At 66.9% G+C, this 17589-nt stretch carries 15 protein-coding genes; 8 read left to right on the top strand and 7 right to left on the bottom strand.

Annotation, left to right across the window (positions count from 1 at the left end):
* Positions 1–243: 243 nt before the first annotated feature.
* Together EKL94_RS10985 and EKL94_RS10990 are read right to left on the bottom strand one after the other, a co-directional pair.
* Positions 244–1671, bottom strand: coding sequence for an amino acid permease (locus EKL94_RS10985; RefSeq protein WP_032128776.1), 1428 nt, complete (start codon positions 1669–1671; stop codon positions 244–246).
* Between the two features lie 82 nt (positions 1672–1753).
* Complete coding sequence (locus EKL94_RS10990) at positions 1754–3229, bottom strand: amino acid permease (RefSeq protein WP_126929125.1); 1476 nt, start codon at positions 3227–3229, stop codon at positions 1754–1756.
* 133 nt (positions 3230–3362) lie between these two features.
* On the opposite strand from EKL94_RS10990, the gene EKL94_RS10995 reads away from it, so the two are divergent.
* Positions 3363–3977, top strand: a complete 615-nt coding sequence (locus EKL94_RS10995) for an NUDIX hydrolase (RefSeq protein ID WP_126929126.1) — start codon at positions 3363–3365, stop codon at positions 3975–3977.
* Between the two features lie 71 nt (positions 3978–4048).
* Here EKL94_RS10995 and serA read toward each other — a convergent pair whose 3' ends face one another.
* Positions 4049–5290, bottom strand: a complete 1242-nt coding sequence (gene serA, locus EKL94_RS11000) for a phosphoglycerate dehydrogenase (protein WP_126929127.1) — start codon at positions 5288–5290, stop codon at positions 4049–4051.
* Positions 5291–5459: 169 nt separating this feature from the next.
* Between serA and EKL94_RS11005 the strand changes: the two genes are divergently transcribed.
* The 3 genes from EKL94_RS11005 (at position 5460) to EKL94_RS11015 (ending at position 9047) form a co-directional block, all read left to right on the top strand.
* Complete coding sequence (locus tag EKL94_RS11005) at positions 5460–6848, top strand: D-2-hydroxyglutarate dehydrogenase (protein ID WP_126929128.1); 1389 nt, start codon at positions 5460–5462, stop codon at positions 6846–6848.
* Positions 6849–6910: 62 nt separating this feature from the next.
* On the top strand, positions 6911–7210 hold the full coding sequence (locus EKL94_RS11010) for a DUF2388 domain-containing protein (RefSeq protein WP_126929129.1): 300 nt from the start codon (positions 6911–6913) through the stop codon (positions 7208–7210).
* Positions 7211–7250: 40 nt separating this feature from the next.
* Positions 7251–9047 carry a DUF7844 domain-containing protein gene (locus EKL94_RS11015; RefSeq protein WP_126929130.1) on the top strand — a complete coding sequence of 599 codons (1797 nt, stop codon included), beginning with the start codon at positions 7251–7253 and terminating at the stop codon, positions 9045–9047.
* On the opposite strand, the gene EKL94_RS11020 is transcribed toward EKL94_RS11015, so the two are convergent.
* A complete protein-coding gene (locus EKL94_RS11020; RefSeq protein WP_126929131.1) occupies positions 9025–10101 on the bottom strand; it encodes an ATP-binding protein in 1077 nt (358 codons plus the stop codon). The two genes, EKL94_RS11015 and EKL94_RS11020, sit on opposite strands and share 23 nt — an antisense overlap.
* Entirely contained in the window at positions 10101–10817 is a 717-nt protein-coding gene (locus EKL94_RS11025) for a response regulator (protein ID WP_180836344.1), read from the bottom strand. Before EKL94_RS11025 ends, EKL94_RS11020 begins: the two co-directional genes overlap by 1 nt.
* Before the next feature lie 129 nt (positions 10818–10946).
* On the opposite strand from EKL94_RS11025, the gene EKL94_RS11030 reads away from it, so the two are divergent.
* The 4 genes from EKL94_RS11030 (at position 10947) to EKL94_RS11045 (ending at position 16430) form a co-directional block, all read left to right on the top strand.
* On the top strand, positions 10947–12095 hold the full coding sequence (locus EKL94_RS11030; protein WP_126929132.1) for an efflux RND transporter periplasmic adaptor subunit: 1149 nt from the start codon (positions 10947–10949) through the stop codon (positions 12093–12095).
* Between the two features lie 36 nt (positions 12096–12131).
* Positions 12132–15281 carry a multidrug efflux RND transporter permease subunit gene (locus EKL94_RS11035; protein WP_126929133.1) on the top strand — a complete coding sequence of 1050 codons (3150 nt, stop codon included), beginning with the start codon at positions 12132–12134 and terminating at the stop codon, positions 15279–15281.
* Positions 15262–15654, top strand: a complete 393-nt coding sequence (locus EKL94_RS11040) for a nuclear transport factor 2 family protein (RefSeq protein WP_126929134.1) — start codon at positions 15262–15264, stop codon at positions 15652–15654. The genes EKL94_RS11035 and EKL94_RS11040 overlap by 20 nt, the downstream gene beginning before the upstream one ends.
* Before the next feature lie 83 nt (positions 15655–15737).
* Positions 15738–16430: a COG3650 family protein gene (locus tag EKL94_RS11045; RefSeq protein ID WP_126929135.1), complete on the top strand. Its 693-nt coding sequence runs from the start codon at positions 15738–15740 to the stop codon at positions 16428–16430.
* A gap of 47 nt (positions 16431–16477) precedes the next feature.
* On the opposite strand, the gene EKL94_RS11050 is transcribed toward EKL94_RS11045, so the two are convergent.
* Positions 16478–17005 carry a hypothetical protein gene (locus EKL94_RS11050; protein WP_126929136.1) on the bottom strand — a complete coding sequence of 176 codons (528 nt, stop codon included), beginning with the start codon at positions 17003–17005 and terminating at the stop codon, positions 16478–16480.
* Positions 16995–17561 carry an elongation factor P-like protein YeiP gene (yeiP, locus tag EKL94_RS11055; protein WP_006363947.1) on the bottom strand — a complete coding sequence of 189 codons (567 nt, stop codon included), beginning with the start codon at positions 17559–17561 and terminating at the stop codon, positions 16995–16997. The genes EKL94_RS11050 and yeiP overlap by 11 nt, the downstream gene beginning before the upstream one ends.
* Between the last annotated feature and the right edge of the window lie 28 nt (positions 17562–17589).

A 17589-nucleotide genomic window follows, 5' to 3' on the forward strand; every position in this document is an offset into this window, starting at 1 on the left:
TGTCTGTTCCAATTCTGACCAGTTCAACGCTTACATCAGCTCAGTTTGGCTGGACTCGGTGCGTTTTTTTTTTTCCAGGACGAGACGGCCAACTGGATAGGGTGCCGTTTTGGGGGCTCGGAAGTGTGTAAAAGAGACAGAACCCAACCCGCCCCGCCAAACCCTCAACCCAGCTGTTGCCGTTGCCGTTGCTCCGGCTTCAAAGGCGGGTGCAGGGCCGCAGGCCCTGCAATGCAAAACCCCTTACTTCCCCCGCAGGCGGCTGTGCCGGAACCCGTAGCAGAAATAGATCACGAAGCCGACGAACGTCCACACACCCATCAGCATCCAGTTGTGCATCGTCATCGCCGACAGCAGCGCCAGGCAGCTCAGCACGCCCAGGCTGCAGATCAGCCACGCCATCGGCATGCGGAACGGACGCGGCAGGTCCGGCTGGGTGCGGCGCAGGATCAGCACGCCGGCGCATACGGCCGCGAACGCGATCAGCGTGCCCATCGAGGTCAGCTCACCAAGGATGTCCAGCGGGAACAGCGCCGCCAGCAGCGCGATGCCGATGCCGGTGATCACGGTGTTGATGTGCGGGGTGCGGTACTTCGGGTGGATCTTGGTAAACACCGGCGGCAGCAGGCCGTCGCGCCCCATGATCATGAAGATGCGCGGCTGGCCGATGATCATCACCAGCACCACCGAGGACAGGCCGACCAGCGCGCCGACCTCGACCACCCAGCGCAGCCAGCCCAGCTGCGGGTGGGCCGCCACGGCAGTCACCACCGGCTCATCGGTGCCCAGCAGCTGGAACGGCACCAGGCCGGTCATCACCGCGGCCATCGCGATGTACAGCACGGTGCAGATCACCAGCGACAGCATCATCCCGAACGGCATGTCGCGCTGTGGGTTCTTCGACTCCTGTGCCGCCACCGACACCGCCTCGAAACCGATGTAGGCGAAGAACACCATCGCCGCGCCACGCAGCACGCCTTCCATGCCGTACTTGCCGGGGCCTTCGTTGGCCGGGATGAACGGCGTCCAGTTGCTGGTGTCCACGTACTTCCAGCCGACCACGATGACCAGCACGATCAGGCCGGTCTTGAGCACGACCATCGCCATGTTCATCGCCGAGGACTTGCTGATGCCGACGTAGCACAGCCAGGTCAGCAGCAGCACCAGTGCGGCGGCCGGCAGGTTGGCGATCGCGCCGGTTGGGCGCAGCTGTGCGTCGAGTGGAGCACTGACCAGCGCCGCCGGTAGATGGATGTCGAACTGGCTGAGCAGGCTGAGGAAGTAGCCGGTCCAGCTGACTGCGACCGCCGAGGCGGAGACGCCGTATTCGAGCACCAGCATCCAGCCGATGAACCAGGCCGAGAGCTCGCCGAAGGTGGCGTAGGTGTAGGTGTAGGCGCTGCCGGAGACCGGCACCATCGACGCGAACTCGGCGTAGGCCAGCGCGCAGAAGGCGCAGCAGATGGCGGCCAGTACGAAGGACAGCATGATGGCCGGGCCGGCGTGGTTGGCGGCGGCCTGGCCGGTGATGACGAAGATGCCGCCGCCGATCACCGCGCCGATACCCAGGGCGGTCAGGCCCCAAGGGCCGAGGTGGCGGCGCAGGCTCAGGCCGTTGGCGTCTTCATGGGCGGCATGCGGGTGCTTGGTGGCCCACAGTTGCTTGAACATGTGTGGTGGTCTTGTCGAAGCGCACCGTCAGGGGCGCGCAGGGAAAACGGACGGGCCGGCACGAGGCCGGCCCGTAGGCGGATCAGGGCGACTTGGCCAGCTTGCTGTTGCGGATGCCGTAGCCCAGGTAGATCAGCAGGCCGAGCAGCGTCCAGCCAACAAACAGGTGCCAGTGCACCACGAACGCCTGCCAGAACAGGAACAGGCAGGTGGCTGCACCCAGCGGGCAGATGATCCATACCATCGGTACGCGGAACGGGCGGTGCAGGTCCGGCTTGGAATAGCGCAGCACCAGCACGCCAATGCAGACCGTGGCGAAGGCCAGCAGGGTGCCCATCGAGACCAGTTCGCCCAGCACGTTCAGCGGCACCAGGCCGGCCAGCGCGGCGGCGATCACGCCGACCACGATGGTGGCGACGTACGGGGTGCGGAAGCGGGCGTGGACCTTGCCGAAGAACTTCGGCAGCAGGCCGTCGCGGGAGATGGTGTAGGCGATGCGGGTCTGGCCCATCATCATCACCAGCACCACCGAGGACAGGCCGGCGATGGCGCCGATCTCGACCAGGGTCTTCAACCAGGACAGGGTCGGGTAGGGCTCCAGCGCGGTGGCCACCGGCTTGTCAGTGCCCAGCAGGTGGTACGGCATCATGCCGGTCAGCACCGCACAGACGATGATGTAGACGATGGTGCACACGGCCAGCGAACCGAGCAGGCCGATCGGCATGTTGCGCTGCGGATCCTTGGTTTCGCCGGCGGCGGTGGAGACCGCATCGAAGCCGATGTAGGCGAAGAACACGATGGTGGCCGCGCGGAATACGCCGCTCCAGCCGAATTCACCCGGCACGCCGGTGTTTTCCGGGATGAACGGCTGCCAGTTGGCGGGGTCGATGTGGGCCGCGCCGATGCCGATGAACAGGCAGATGACGGTGACCTTGATCGCCACGATGATGGCGTTGACGAAAGCCGACTGGGTCACGCCCACGTACAGCAGGCCGGACACCGCCGCCACGATCAGCACCGCCGGCAGGTTGAACAGCTTGCCGGAGGCGATGAACTCGCTGCCCGTCCAGGCAATCGGAGCTGCGCTGAGTGCATCCGGGAACGGCATGTGCAGCGTGGTGGTGATGAAACTGATCAGGTACGCCGACCAGCCCACCGCGACCGAGGCCGAAGCGAACAGGTACTCCAGCACCAGGCACCAGCCGATGAACCAGGCCATGCCTTCGCCGAGGGTGGCGTAGGAATAGGAGTAGGCACTGCCGGAGACCGGCATCATTGCCGCGAACTCGGCGTAGCACAGGCCCGCCAGGGCGCAGGCGAAACCGGCGATGACGAACGACAGCATCACTGCCGGGCCAGCGTGGTTGGCTGCGGCCTGGCCGGTCAGCACGAAGATACCAGCGCCGATCACCGCACCCACGCCAAGCAGGATGAGGTGTTTAGCCGTGAGGGTCCGTTTCAACGTGGCTTCGCCGTCCAGGCTGCCTTCGATGGGTTCGCCGGCATCGACGTGCCCGGCCGGCTGGACCGGCTTGACCCTCAACAGAGCTTTCAGCATGCAGTACTTCCTAGTGATCGGATTGGGTGGGTCGCCGATACGTTGCCGGCAACCCTGGAATGGTGAAGGCCGCGCGAACGGCCCGCTGTACCTTAGCCAAAGCTGAAGCCAACGCACAAGCGCAATCGCAACAATGAACGGCGATAATGAGCAGTATTTTTCCAAACGCCGCCCATTCATGAGCCAGACCGCCGAAACCCTTGCCGTGCTTGACGATCGCCTGCGCAACCTGCTGCGGGACTACGCCCGCCGTGAGCCCGCTCACGACGCACTGGCTGCCGAATTCGGCACATTGCTGGACGATCCGGAAGATCCGTTCCGGCGTGAACGGCTGGCCGGGCACTTCACTGCCAGCTGCTGGCTGGTCAGTGCCGATGGCCAGCGACTGCTGCTGACCCACCACCGCAAGCTGCAGCGCTGGTTGCAGCTGGGCGGCCACGCCGACGGCGACCGCGACCTGGCCCAGGTGGCGCTGAAGGAAGCCGAGGAGGAGTCGGGGCTGAGCGGCCTGGTGCTGGAAGACCCTGCCATCTTCGATCTGGACAAACATTGGATTCCGGAGCGCAAGGACGTACCGGGGCACTGGCATTACGACGTGCGTTTCGTGATCCGCGCGCTGGGCGGCGAGGCCTTCGTGCTCAGCGAGGAATCGCTGGACCTGGCCTGGCGGCCGGTGACCGAAGTCGCCGCCGACCCGGAATCGGATGAGTCCATGCAGCGCATGGCGCGCAGGTGGTTGGCGCGTTGAAGAAAAAGGGGACGGAGGGGATTAAGTCGTTAATGCATAAACGACTTAATCCCCTCCGTCCCCTTTTTTGCTCAGTACAGAATGCGCGTACGCAGCGTCCCTGGAATCGCGGCCAGTTCGTCACGCACGGCGGCAGCCTGTTCCTCGCTGGCGGTGATGTCGATCACCACGTAGCCCACCTTCGGGTCGGTGCGAAGGAACTGGCCGTCGATGTTGACGTTGTGGCGCGAGAAGATCTCGTTGACCTTGGACAGCACGCCCGGCACGTTCTGGTGGATGTGCAGCAGGCGCAGGCTGTCGGCGTGCTCGGGCAGGGTCACTTCCGGGAAGTTGACCGCCGACAGGGTGCTGCCGTTGTCGCTGTAGCGCACCAGCTTGGCCGCCACTTCCACGCCGATATTGTCCTGCGCTTCCAGGGTGCTGCCACCCACGTGCGGGGTGAGAATCACGTTGTCGTGGCGGGTCAGCGGCGATTCGAAGATATCGCCGTTGCCCTTCGGCTCGACCGGGAACACGTCCAGCGCGGCGCCACCGACGTGACCGCTGGCCAGGGCCGCATCCAGTGCATCGATGTCGACCACGGTGCCGCGCGCGGCATTGATCAGGTGCGCGCCCTTGCGCATCTTCGCCAGCTCGGTGCTGCCGATCATCCACTGCGTGGACGGGGTCTCCGGCACGTGCAGGGTGACGATGTCGGCACGCGCCAGCAGGTCGTCCAGGCTGGCCGCTGCACGGGCATTGCCCAGTGCCAGCTTGGTTTCCACGTCGTGGAAGATCACCTGCATGCCCAGCGATTCGGCCAGCACGCCGACCTGGGTGCCGATGTGGCCATAGCCGATGATGCCCAGCGTCTTGCCGCGCACTTCATGGCTGCCGCTGGCCGACTTCGACCAGCCGCCGCGATGGCATTCGGCATTTTTCTGCGGAATGCCTCGGGTCAGCATGATCGCCTCGGCGATCACCAGTTCGGCCACGCTGCGGGTGTTGGAATAGGGCGCGTTGAACACCGGGATGCCGGCCAGCTCGGCCGTGTCCAGGTCGACCTGGTTGGTGCCGATGCAGAAGCAGCCCACCGCGATCAGGCGCTTGGCCTCGGCCAGCACCTCGGCACTGAGCTGGGTGCGCGAGCGGATGCCGACGATGTGCGCCTCGGCGATGCGCGCCTTCAGTTCGTCTTCGGGCAGCGCCTTGGTGTGCGCCTCGATCTGGCTGTAGCCGGCGGCGCTGAACACCTCCACGGCGGTCTGGCTGACCCCCTCCAGCAACAGTACGCGGATATCCTGCTTCGGGAACGAGGTCTTCTTCGGCGACATGGGGCAACACGGCCAGTGGGACAGGGGCTCACCACTATGCCAGATCGAAGCGCCCATGGTGCAGTGCGCAATTGGTTGCATCCGTAGCTATTCGCAGCGCGGTGGGGCTGGACGCTGGCGCGTGCCGCTGGCACGCTTGCCCGTTCTTCACGCACCGCGCTGGACCGTCATGACCGATTCCCGCATTGCCTCGCTGCTGCAGGCCTGTCCCGGCCTGAAGCTGAAGACCGACCCGGCCGACCTGGAGCACTACGGGCGCGACTGGACCCGGCGCTGGACGCCGGCGCCGCTGGCGATCGCGCTGCCGGCCACGGTCGAGGAAGTGCAGGCGGTGATGCGCTGGAGTGCAGGCGAGGGCGTTGCCGTGGTGCCGTCCGGGGGCCGTACCGGTCTCTCTGGTGGCGCGGTGGCGGCCAACGGCGAGCTGGTACTCAGCCTGGAACGGATGAACAAGGCATTGGCCTACGACGCGGTCGATCGCACCCTGGTGGTGCAGGCCGGCATGGCGCTGGAAGCGGTGCACAACGCCGCGCTGGACCACGGCCTGATCTACCCGGTGGATTTCGCCGCGCGCGGGTCGTGCACGATCGGCGGCAACATCGCCACCAATGCCGGCGGCATCCGCGTGATCCGCTACGGCAATACCCGCGAGTGGATCGCCGGGCTGAAGGTGGTCACCGCCAGTGGCGAGTTGCTGGAGCTCAACAAGGGCCTGATCAAGAACTCCAGCGGCTACGACTTCCGCCAGCTGCTGATCGGTTCGGAGGGTACGCTGGGCGTGATCGTTGAGGCGACGGTGAAGCTGACCGACCCGCCGCCGGCCAGCAACGTGATGCTGCTGGCACTGCCCAGCTTCGAAGTGCTGATGCAGGTGTTTGCAGCGTTCCGCGCGCGCCTGCAGCTGCAGGCCTTCGAGTTCTTCACCGACCGCGCGCTGGAACATGTGCTGGCGCACGGTGCACAGGCGCCGTTCGATGAGGTGCATCCGTACTACGTGGTCACCGAATTCGCAGCCGGCGACGACGCCCAGGAAGCGGCTGCGATGGCGGCCTTCGAGGACTGCATGGGCAACGGCTGGGTCAGCGATGGCGTGATCAGTGCCAGCGACGGCCAGGCCGCGCAGTTGTGGCGCCTGCGCGAAGGCATCACCGAATCGCTGGCTCGCTACAAGCCCTACAAGAACGACGTTTCGGTGCGGATCTCGGCGATGCCGGCGTTCCTGGCCGAGACCCAGGCATTGATCGGGCAGGCCTACCCGCACTTCGACGTGGTCTGGTTCGGCCATATCGGTGACGGTAACCTGCACATCAACGTGCTCAAGCCGGATGACACCAGCGACGCCGATTTCGTGGCGCAGTGCGAGCAGGTGACCAAGCTGCTGGCGCAGGTGCTGGCGCGCTTCGATGGCAGTATTTCGGCCGAACACGGCATCGGCCTGGTCAAGAAGGGCTACCTGGGCAGCACCCGCGGCCCGGCCGAGATCGCGCTGATGAAGGCGGTCAAGCACGCGTTCGATCCCCAAGCGCGGCTGAATCCCGGCAAGCTGTTCGACGTTTGAACCGGGCAAATCCTTCACGCACCCGTTACGCTCCACGCTTCCTCACAACCGGCTTCGAACCGATGACCCGTCCGCTTCTGCTGCTCGCCCTGCTGTCCCTGCCGCTGGCCGGCTTCGCTTCCAGCTTCGCCGGCACGTCGGCCGGTTCGGCCACGGGTGCTTCCTCCGGTTCCTCGGGCAGCAGCTCGGGTGACGACAAGGTGGTGCTGGCTGCACGCGACGATGCCGCTGCGTTCATCGCCAGCGACGGCCAGATCCGTGGCGCCCGCCTGCAGGCCGCGCTGGTCCACCTGCGTGAGCAGAGCGCTGCCGCACAGCAGCAGAGCGATCTGGAACTGGCTCGCGCGCTGCTGGCACGTTGATCCCGCCTTCGGGTAGTGCCGGCCGCTGGCCGGCGACGCCATGACATCTGCACGAAGCGCAGCCACGCATGGCGTGGCTCTACTGCTGATCGCTCACGTCGCGCACGCGGCTGATCGCCTGCAGCTTGATCCGTCCGGTCTTGATCCGGCGCAGCAGCAGCTCGCCAGCCAGACCCTTGCCGACGTGCAGTCGCTGCTGCCCGAGGGCCTGCTGCGCGCATTGCCGGCACAGGTCCAGGTGCGCTGGAGTGATGACCTGCCGGCCGATGTACACGGCCGTGCTTTTGCCGGGCGCATCGCCCTGCGTCGTGAGTTGCTGGATGATGCCGTGCCCGGCGCGCGCCGCGCACGCCGCAGCGCGCTGGTACACGAACTGACCCATGTTGCCGACCGTACGGGGGCGAACTGGTCGCGCAGTGTGCGCTGGCGTGATCTGGCCGGATGGCAGCGCAAGCCCTGGCATCTCGGCCGTGGCGGCAACGACTTCCGTGACCGTAGTCCGGATGCCTATGAACTGAAGGATCCGGCCGAGTACCTGGCAGTGAACGCCGAGCATTTCGTGCTGGACAGCGAGTTTGCCTGCCGACGCCCGGCGCTGGCGCAGTGGTACCAGGCCCATTTCGGAACCCCACCATCGCTGCCGCAGTCGCACTGCGCGACCACCTTGCCATTGCTGCAGGCCGAGTCGGAAGAGGGTGCGGCATCGCTGCTGCAGCTCGATCCCTCGCGTGTCTACGCCGTGGATTACCTGTTCGCCGAAGGCAGTGCGCAGCCGATGAGCCGCTGGGGCCACAGCATGCTGCGGCTGGTGATCTGCCGGCCGGGCCGTGCGCCGGGGCCGGACTGTCGCCTGGATCTGGAACATCACCGCGTGCTGTCGTTCCGCGCATTCGTGGGCGATGTGCAGATTTCCAACTGGCGTGGCCTGACCGGCGGCTATCCGTCGCGCCTGTTCGTGCTGCCGCTGCAGCAGGTGGTGGACGAGTACACCAAGGTGGAACTGCGTGGGTTGCAGTCGTTGCCGTTGCAGTTGTCGCCCGGCGAGATCGCCAGCCTGCTCGAGCGCACTGCACAGGTGCACTGGAGCTATGACGGGCGCTATTACTTTGTCAGCAACAACTGCGCGGTGGAAACCGCAAAGCTGTTGCAGGCGGGTGTGCCGCGCCTGGGCGAGGCCGGGCTGGCCCAGCTGAGTCCGCGCGGGTTGAAGCGTCGGCTGTCCCGGCTGCATGTGCTGGACGAACAGGTGCTGACGGACCGCAATGCAGCGCAGGCGCAGGGCTACTACTTTGCCTCGGCGCGCGATCACTATCAGCAGTTGTTCGCGGTGGCGAGCTCACAGCTGGGGCTGCCGGTGCGCGATGTGCGCGCCTGGCTGAAGTTGCCCGCACAGCAGCGTGCGCCGTGGCTGCTGCAGGGTGACCTGCGTGCCAGCGCCGGACTGCTGCTGCTGGAACAGGCCGCGCAACGCCGCGCCGAACTGCGCGCGCGCGATGTGCTGAAACGGCGCCTGCTTGCGGCACCGGACAGTGCCGAGACGCGCGGCCTGCGCCAGCTGCTGGAGCAGGGTGGGCAATGGCTGCGCCCGGGTACGCTGTTGGCGGACGGTGGCTACGGGTTGCCGCTGGCCGATGAGCAGGCGGTGCTGGCCGAAGCGGTTTCCGCCGCCAGTGCAGAGGCGGTGCCGGCCTGGCAGGCGCTGCGCGTGCAGCTGCGCCAGCAGTTGCCGGTGGGCCAGCGCAACGAAATGGATGCGATCGATGCCAACCTCGCCGCACTCGGCGCGCGCCTGCGGGAACAGGCAGCCACACCCGCTACTGGCGCGGCAGTTCGATGACGAAACGGCTGCCACCGGCGTTGCCCGTTGTGCAGTAGACGCGGCCGCCGTGCGCGTCGGCGATGGCCTTGACCACCGCCAGGCCGAGGCCACTGCCACCGCCCTGGCGTGAACGCGAGCCGTCGGCACGCATGAACGGGCTGAAGATGTCGGCGTGCAGCTCCGGATCGATGCCCGGGCCCTCATCCTCGATCGCCACCTGCACATGGCCCGGTGTGTCATGCACGGCAATCCGCACCTTGCCCGGGCTGGCATAGCGGCGCGCGTTTTCCAGCAGCGCCAGCAGCGCCTGGCGAAGGCGGGTCGGGTCGCAGTGCGCATTGTGTTCCTCGCGGCTGGTTTCCAGCTCCAGCACGAAGCCGGCGGCGCGGAACTGCGGGTCGACCAGGGTCATCACCGAATGCACTTCGGCCACCACATCGGTGCGCGCGCGGCGTACGTCCAGCCGCGCGTTGTCGGACAGGCTCAGCACGCGCAGATCCTCGATCAGGCGCGATAGACCCTCGACCTGCGCCAGCAGGCTGCGGAACTGTGATTCGTCCGGCTGGAACACGCCCTCGGCCAGCCCCTGCAGGCGCCCGCGCAGGATCGTCACTGGAGTACGCAGTTCATGGGCGATGGCCGCATGCCACATCGCACGCTCGCTCTCCATATGCTGCAGGCGGCGCGCCATCGCATTGAAATCCTCGACCAGGGTGGCCACTTCGCCCGGCGAGTTTTCCTCGACGCTGGCGCGCGCACCGAGGTCGCCGCCCGCGAGCGCGCGCACGCTGTCGACCAGCGAATTCAAGGGCGACAGGATGCGGTGGGCAAGGCGGAACGAGGCGGCGATCGCCAGTGCCAGGCCGGTCAGGATCACCCCGACCATCCATGCCAGCTCCGGCCCGGTCGGCAGCCAGCTTTCCGGCTCTTCGGCACTGCCGGGGAAGAACTCGACCAGCACCGCGTACAGCAGCCACGACGACAGGATCATCATCACGATGACGCCGATCACCATCAGCGACATCGAGACAATGATGTGGCGGCTGAGCCCGGAGCGGCGCAGGCGGGCCATCAGCGGTCGGCCATCAACCGGTAGCCGACACCGCGCACGCTGGCCGGAACATTGACCATGCCCACTTCATCCAGCTTGCGGCGCAGCTTGCTGACATGGCTGTCGACCGTGCGCTCCAGTGCCTCGCTTTCCGGCAGGCATTCGTGCATCAGTTCGCTGCGGCTGAAGATGCGGGTCGGCGCCAGCGCCATGCAGTGCAAGAGCTTGAACTCGGTGAGCGTGAGCAGCACTTCGTGGCTGTAGCCGTCGCCTTCCACATGCACGGCATGGGTAGCCGAGTCGATCAGCAGCGGGCCCGCCCGCAAAGCGGTCGGTGCGTCCACGCGCGAGGCGCGCAACGTACGGCGCAGCACGGCGCGCACGCGCGCTGCCACCTCGGCTGGATTGAACGGCTTGACCACGTAGTCGTCGGCGCCCATGCGCAGTGCGGTCAGCTTGTCCAGGTCCTGGTCCAGTGCGGTCAGCATGATCACCGGCGTTTCGCCGCGCTGGCGCAGCTGGGTCAGCACGCTCCAGCCATCCAGGCGCGGCAGCTGTACATCGAGCAGGACCAGGTCGGGGCGGGCGCTGCGGTGCAGGTCCAGGGCGCTGTGGCCGTCGGCGGCGCGCAGCGTACGCAGTCCTTCGCGTTCCAGATAGGCGGTGAGAATGTCGGCGATCTCGGCCTCATCCTCGACGATCAGGACGAGGGCGGCGAGGGCAGGGGCGGCGTGCATGCAGGGGCGGGGCCTTAAGGTGCTTGCCTCCATCGTATCTCCACAGTTCCTCCATCGAAACCCCATCATCGCCACGCACACTCTGCGCTTCAGAACCTATCAGCCGCCCGCGCGGCATTGTGCACAGCAATGAGAACCTTCAGGACTCCGGTCGCGTTGATCGCGGCCCTCGCCCTGGCCATGACGGCCTGTTCCGCCCCCGAAGCCACGCCCGAAGCCACGCCACGCGTCAGCGTGGTCACCGTCGGCCCGCAGGTGGTGCAGCGCGATGACGAACTGCCCGGCCGCGTGGCCGCCGTACGCACCGCACAGATCCGTGCCCAGGTGGGCGGCATCGTGCAGCGCCGCCTGTTTGACCAGGGTGCGGAAGTGAGCGCCGGCCAGGCCCTGTTCCAGATCGATCCGGCGGCCTTCCGGGCCGATGTCGACTCGGCACTGGCCGCGCTGCAGCGCAGTGAGGCCGCCCTGGGCCGCAGTCGCGTGCAGTCGCAGCGCCTGCATGCACTGGCCGCCGCACAGGCCGTCAGCCAGCAGCACCGCGACGATGCCAGTGCCGAGTACGAACAGGCCCGTGCTGCGGTGAACGAAGCGCGCGCGATCCTGGCGCGTCGCCAGCTCGACCTGCGCTATGCCACGGTCAGCGCGCCGATTGCCGGCCGCATCGACCAGGCGCTGGTGACCGAAGGTGCACTGGTCGGCGTGGCCGATGCCGAGCCGATGGCGGTGGTGCAGCAGATCGACCAGGTCTACGTCGATGTACGCCAGCCGGCCGCGCAGCTGGAGTCGCTGCAGCGCAGCGCTGCCGGCGGCGGCGAGCTGCCGGTGACGATCATCGGTGCGGCCGGCAAGCCGCTGTCCGAGCGTGGCCAGATGCTGTTCTCCGGCATCAACGTCGATGCGCGTACCGGTGATGTGATCCTCCGCATCCTGGTCGACAACCCGCAGCGCCAGCTGCTGCCCGGCATGTACGTGCGCGCGAAGGTGCCGCGGGGGGCGCCGGCCAGTGCACTGACCGTGCCGCAGCAGGCCGTGCTGCGCAGCGCCGGTGGCCAGGCCTATGCCTGGGTGATCGGTGGCGATGGCAAGGCGGTGATCCGCACGCTGGAGGTCGACGGCAGCGTTGATCGCCAGTGGCTGGTGCGCACGGGCCTGAAGGCGGGCGAAAAGGTGGTGGTCGAGGGCCAGGAACGCCTGCAGGAAGGCGTGGTGGTCGATGCGCGCGATTGGCAGATGCCGGTCGCCAGCGCTGGCGCGGTGCAGGCCGGCAGCAAGGGCTGAGCCTCTACCGGGCTGGTCCCTCCAGGGAAATCCAACATGGCACGTTTCTTCATCGATCGCCCGGTGTTCGCCTGGGTGCTGGCGATCTTCATCATCCTGGCCGGCGTTCTGGCGATCCCGCGGCTGGCGGTGGAGCGCTATCCGGCGGTCGCCCCGCCCAGCGTCAGCATCTATGCCAGCTACCCGGGTGCCAGCCCGCAGACGCTGAACGATGCAGTGGTCGGTCTGATCGAGCGCGAGTTGTCCAGCGTCAAGCACCTGCTGTACTTCGAGTCGTCGGTGGACACCTCCGGCGAAGCCTCGATTACTGCGACCTTCAAGCCGGGTACCAACCCGGAGCTGGCGCAGGTGGACGTGCAGAACCGGATCAAGGCGATCGAGCCGCGCCTGCCGCGCAGCGTGCGCCAGAACGGCCTGTTCGTGGAGGCTGCCGATTCCGGCTTCCTGATGCTGGTCGGCCTGCGTTCGCCGGATGCCAGCGTCAGCGAGGCCGCACTGGGCGACTTCATGGCGCGCAACATCATTGAAGAGTTGCGCCGCATCGATGGCGTCGGCCGCGTGCAGCTGTTCGGTGCCGAACAGGCGATGCGCGTGTGGCTGGACCCGACCCGGTTGACCGGCTACGGGCTGACCATGGGGGACGTGGCCGCTGCCATCGAGCAGCAGAACCTGGAGATATCGCCAGGGCGCATCGGCGATTCGCCAGGTGTGCCGGGCCAGCGCATCACCGTGCCGCTGAGTGCCGATGGCCAGCTGTCCACGCCGGAGCAGTTCGCTGCCATCGTGCTGCGCGCCGGGGCCGACGGCTCGCGGGTGGTGCTGGGCGATGTCGCCCGCGTCGAACTGGGCGCGCAGAGCTATGCCTGGGGTACCCGCGAAGATGGCCATCCGGCTACCGCCGCCGGCGTGCAGCTGCGCCCGGGCGCGAATGCGGTGCGTACTGCTTCGGCAGTGCGCGAGCGCATGGCCGAGCTGGCGCCGCTGCTGCCGCGCGGCGTGGAGTCGAGCATTCCGTTCGACACCGCACCGTTCGTCAAGATCTCGATCCAGAAGGTGGTGCAGACGCTGCTGGAGGCGATGCTGCTGGTGTTTGCGGTGATGTACCTGTTCCTGCAGAACTGGCGCTACACGCTGATTCCGGCGCTGGTCGCACCGATCGCGCTGCTGGGCACCTTCGCGGTGATGCTGGCGCTGGGCTTCTCGATCAACGTGCTGACCATGTTCGGCATGGTGTTGGCAATCGGCATCATCGTCGACGACGCCATCGTGGTGGTCGAAGGCGTGGAACGGATCATGGCTGAAGAAGGGCTGCCACCGCGAGAGGCAACCATCAAGGCGATGCGTGAACTGACCGGCGCGGTGATCGGCATCACCCTGGTGTTGACCGCGGTGTTCATTCCGATGGCGTTGGCCAGCGGCTCGGTGGGCGCGATCTACCGCCAGTTCACAGTGGCGATGGCGGTGTCGATCCTGTTCTCGGCGCTGCTGGCATTGAGCCTGACGCCGGCGCTGTGCGCGACGTTGCTGCGTCCGAACACCCATGGCCATCATGGTCGTGGTGGGCTGTTCGGCGCCTTCAACCGTGGCTTCGAGCGGATGACCGGGCGTTACCAGCGTGGTGTGGCGTCGGTGCTGCAGCGGAGCGGGCGGGTCATGGGCGTGTTCGCCGCGCTGGTGGCGGCGCTACTGCTGGGCCTGCACTGGCTGCCGGGCGCCTTCCTGCCGGAAGAGGACCAGGGCTACTTCATGACCTCGATCCAGCTGCCGGCCGAAGCCACCGCCGAACGCACGCTGGCCGTGGTCGAAGCCTACGAACGGCATGTGGCGTCACGCCCGGGCATCGGCTCCAACCAGTCGATCCTCGGCTACAGCTTCTCCGGTTCCGGCCCGAGCGCGGCGCTGACCTACACCATGCTGAAAGACTGGGGCGAGCGTGCAGGGGCCACCGCGGCCGGGGAAGTGGAGGCCGCGCAGAAGGCCATGGCGACGATTGCCGAGGGCGAGGTGATGAGTGTGATGCCGCCGGCCATCGACAGCCTGGGGCGCTCGTCCGGCTTCTCACTGGCGCTGCAGGCGCGCACCGGGCAGAGCCAGGCAGAGCTGCGTGCGGCCCTGCAGCAGCTGCTGAAGCTGGCCGAGGCCAGCCCGCAGCTGTCGGAGGTGCATGCCGATGGCCTGCCAGCAGGTACCAGCGTGCGGCTGGACATCGACCGCGCCAAGGCCGAGGCGATGGGCGTGGGGTTCGAGCAGATCAGCAGCACGCTGTCGGCTGCGATGGGCTCGCAGTACGTCAACGACTTCCCCAACAAGGGGCGGCTGCAGCAGGTGATCCTGCAGGCCGATGCACCCCACCGGATGGAGCTGGAGGATGTGCTGAAGCTGTACGTGCGCAACAGCGACGGCGGTATGGTGGCGTTGTCGGAACTGGTGACGCCGCACTGGACCGAGGCGCCGCTGCAGCTGCAGCGCTATCTCGGCTTCCCGGCGTTGAACCTGTCCGGCGCACCGGCCTCCGGCGTATCGACCGGGCAGGCCATGGCGGAGATGGAGCGGTTGGCGGAGAAGCTGCCGTCCGGTTTTGCCCTGCAGTGGACCAGCCAATCGCTGCAGGAGCGGGAATCGGGGGCGCAGGCGCCGTGGCTGCTGCTGCTGTCGATGCTGGTGGTGTTCCTGGTGCTGGCGGCGCTGTATGAGAGCTGGTCTATCCCGCTGGCGGTGATGCTGGTGGTGCCGCTGGGCCTGCTCGGTGCGGTTGCTGCGGTGCTGTTGCGGGGCATGCCCAACGACGTGTTCTTCAAGGTCGGCATGATCACCGTGATCGGGCTGTCGGCGAAGAACGCGATCCTCATCGTCGAGTTCGCGCGCCAGCTGCAGCAGCAGGGTCGCGGCCTGGTAGAAGCAGCGCTGGAGGCGGCGCGGCTGCGCCTGCGGCCGATCGTGATGACCTCGCTGGCGTTCGCGCTGGGCGTGGTGCCGCTGATGCTGGCGCAGGGCGCGTCGAAGGAAACCCAGCAGGCGATTGGAACCGGTGTGTTCGGCGGCATGGTCAGTGCGACGGTGCTGGCGGTGTTCTTCGTGCCGGTCTTCTATGTAGTAGTGCAGGGCGCGCGGCAGTGGATCGCGCAACGCCTGCGCAGGCGCCGGCCGATGCCGGAAGGATCCGTGGATGGAACGGGACATCGTTGAAGACCTGCATGAGCGGCAGCTGGCAGCGCTGGAACAGCGCCTGCGGCAGGCATTGCTGGATGACGACCACGATGCGCTGACCGCGCTGGTATCGCCGGCATTGTTCATGATGGACGGGCAGGGCGGGTGCATGCTCGATCTGCCCTGGCTGGGCGACTGGCTGGCCGGAAACCTGCAGGTGAGCAGCCTGCAGTCGTACACGGTGGAAACGCTGCTGTGCGGACGCCTGGCATTGTTGTCCAGCGACGTGCGCTTGTCGGTGCGCGGGCAGGGCCAGGAGCGCGAGCTGAAACTGCGCCTGCTGCGGGTGTGGACCTGCAGTTCCGGCGAAAGCGGCGCGCAGCTGTTGTCGATGGCGGTACTGGCCGCATGAGTGCGGTCAGGCCGCTTTCAGGCCCCGCTCACCAACAGGTGGTAGGGTCGAGCCTCTCTGTAGTGTCGACAAGGAGTCGAGCCATGCGTGTAGTTCCCAGTCTGTTGGCAGCCTCCCTCGGGTTGGTGCTGGCCGCGTGCCAGCCGGCCCAGCCGCCCGCCGCAGGCGGCAATGATGCTCCGCCTGCTACGCCGCAGCCGGGCGCCAGCACCGAAGGTGGCAGCGAGACCGCCTACCAGTGTGGTGATCTGAGCGTGCGCGCCACCTTCAATGGCGAAGATGCAGCCACGGTGGTGATCGGCGACCGTACCTTCGCCATGACCTCCGAACGAGCGGCATCCGGCGCCAAGTATGGCGATGGCCAGGGCAACAGCTTCTGGACCAAGGGCAGCGATGACGGCCTGTTGAGCCTCAAGGGCGAGGCGGACCGAGAGTGCCGTGCGGTGGAAGCCACCGAAGGCGATGGCAGCGCCGGCAATGCCGCGTTCCGTGCCACCGGCAATGAGCCCGGCTGGCTGGCGGTTGTCGACGGCGACACGCCGGGCCTGCAGGTGGAAGTGGATTACGGTGAGCGTCGTTTCGATGTCGCCAAGCCCACCGAAGGTGCTGACGGATGGAGTGGCAAGGCGTCTGATGGCACCGACGTCAAGCTCAGCTTCCAGCGCACTACCTGCCAGGACGATATGAGTGGCGAGGCGTTCGAGGCCAAGGTGAATCTGACCATCGGCACCCGCCAGTACCACGGCTGCGGCAATTTCGGCGCGAAGCAGCCGTAAGCCATCCGTAGAGCCGAGCTCATGCTCGGCTCTACATCATCGAGGGGTCAGCCCTCGCAGGGCTTCAGGTCCAGCTCGAAGTCCAGGTCATAGCGACCGTTGATTCCGATCAGCGCATCGCGGATCGCACAGTCACCGCGATGACGCGCGATCAGATCGGTGAAGATCCTCTCGCGGCCCTCGCAGTACCTCGCGCCGGCCTCTTCCAGTTCGCGGCGGCGCTCGTCGTCGTAAGCCTCCTCACCCGCAAAGTGCTGGCAGGTGTTCTCGCGCGCGAGGAAGGCCTGGACGTCGCCCGGCATCGCGCAGTAGATGCGCACGTCGTCGACGTCATACACATCTTCCGGGACCGGACAGCCTGCCGCGGCACGTGCCTTGTCCAGCGCCTCATCGCCCGAGGACAGGTCGGCAGAGGGCTCCGCTTCGGCGCTGGCCTCGACGGCGGCCGGTGCCTCCACCGCCGGTTCGACCGGCGCGGCCTTCGGCGCAGCATCGGCCGTGCTGTCCGCTGCCTGCGGCGAACACGCCGCAAGCAGGGACAGGCAGGCGATCAACGCGAGGCGCTTAGTCGGCACGGCCAGCGAATTCGCCGGTGGCGGTGTTCACCAGTACGCGCTCGCCGTTGACGATGTACTCCGGCACCATGATTTCGATGCCGGTGTTGAGCTTGGCCGGCTTCGGGCGCTTGGTGGCGGTGCCACCCTTCAGTTCCGGCGGCGTCTCGATCACTTCCAGCACCACCGAGGCCGGCAGCTGGATCGCCACCGGCTGCTCGTCGATCACCTGCACGTAGATGCCGGTCAGGCCGTCGGTGATGTAGCCGGCGTCGTCGCCGATCACGTCCGCATCCAGGGTGTAGGGGGTGTAGTCCTCGTCATCGAGGAACACGAACGCATCGCCGTCCTTGTACGAATAGGTGGACTGGCGGCGCAGCAGTTCGACCTCGACCAGGTTGTCGTCGGCATCGAAGCTGGCGTCGAGCTTGTTGCCGCCCGGCACGCTGTACATGATGAAGCGGAAGCGGACGTTGCCGCCGCGACCCTGAGGCGAGCTGCGCTCGATGTCGCGGATCTGGTACACGCCGTTGTTGAACTCGACGACGTTGCCCTTCTTGATGTCGTTGGCTTTCATGGTGATCTAGGTCGTTGGGGGAGGGCGC

It is taken from the genome of Stenotrophomonas maltophilia, from assembly GCF_003970865.1.
GTDB lineage: Bacteria > Pseudomonadota > Gammaproteobacteria > Xanthomonadales > Xanthomonadaceae > Stenotrophomonas > Stenotrophomonas maltophilia_AR.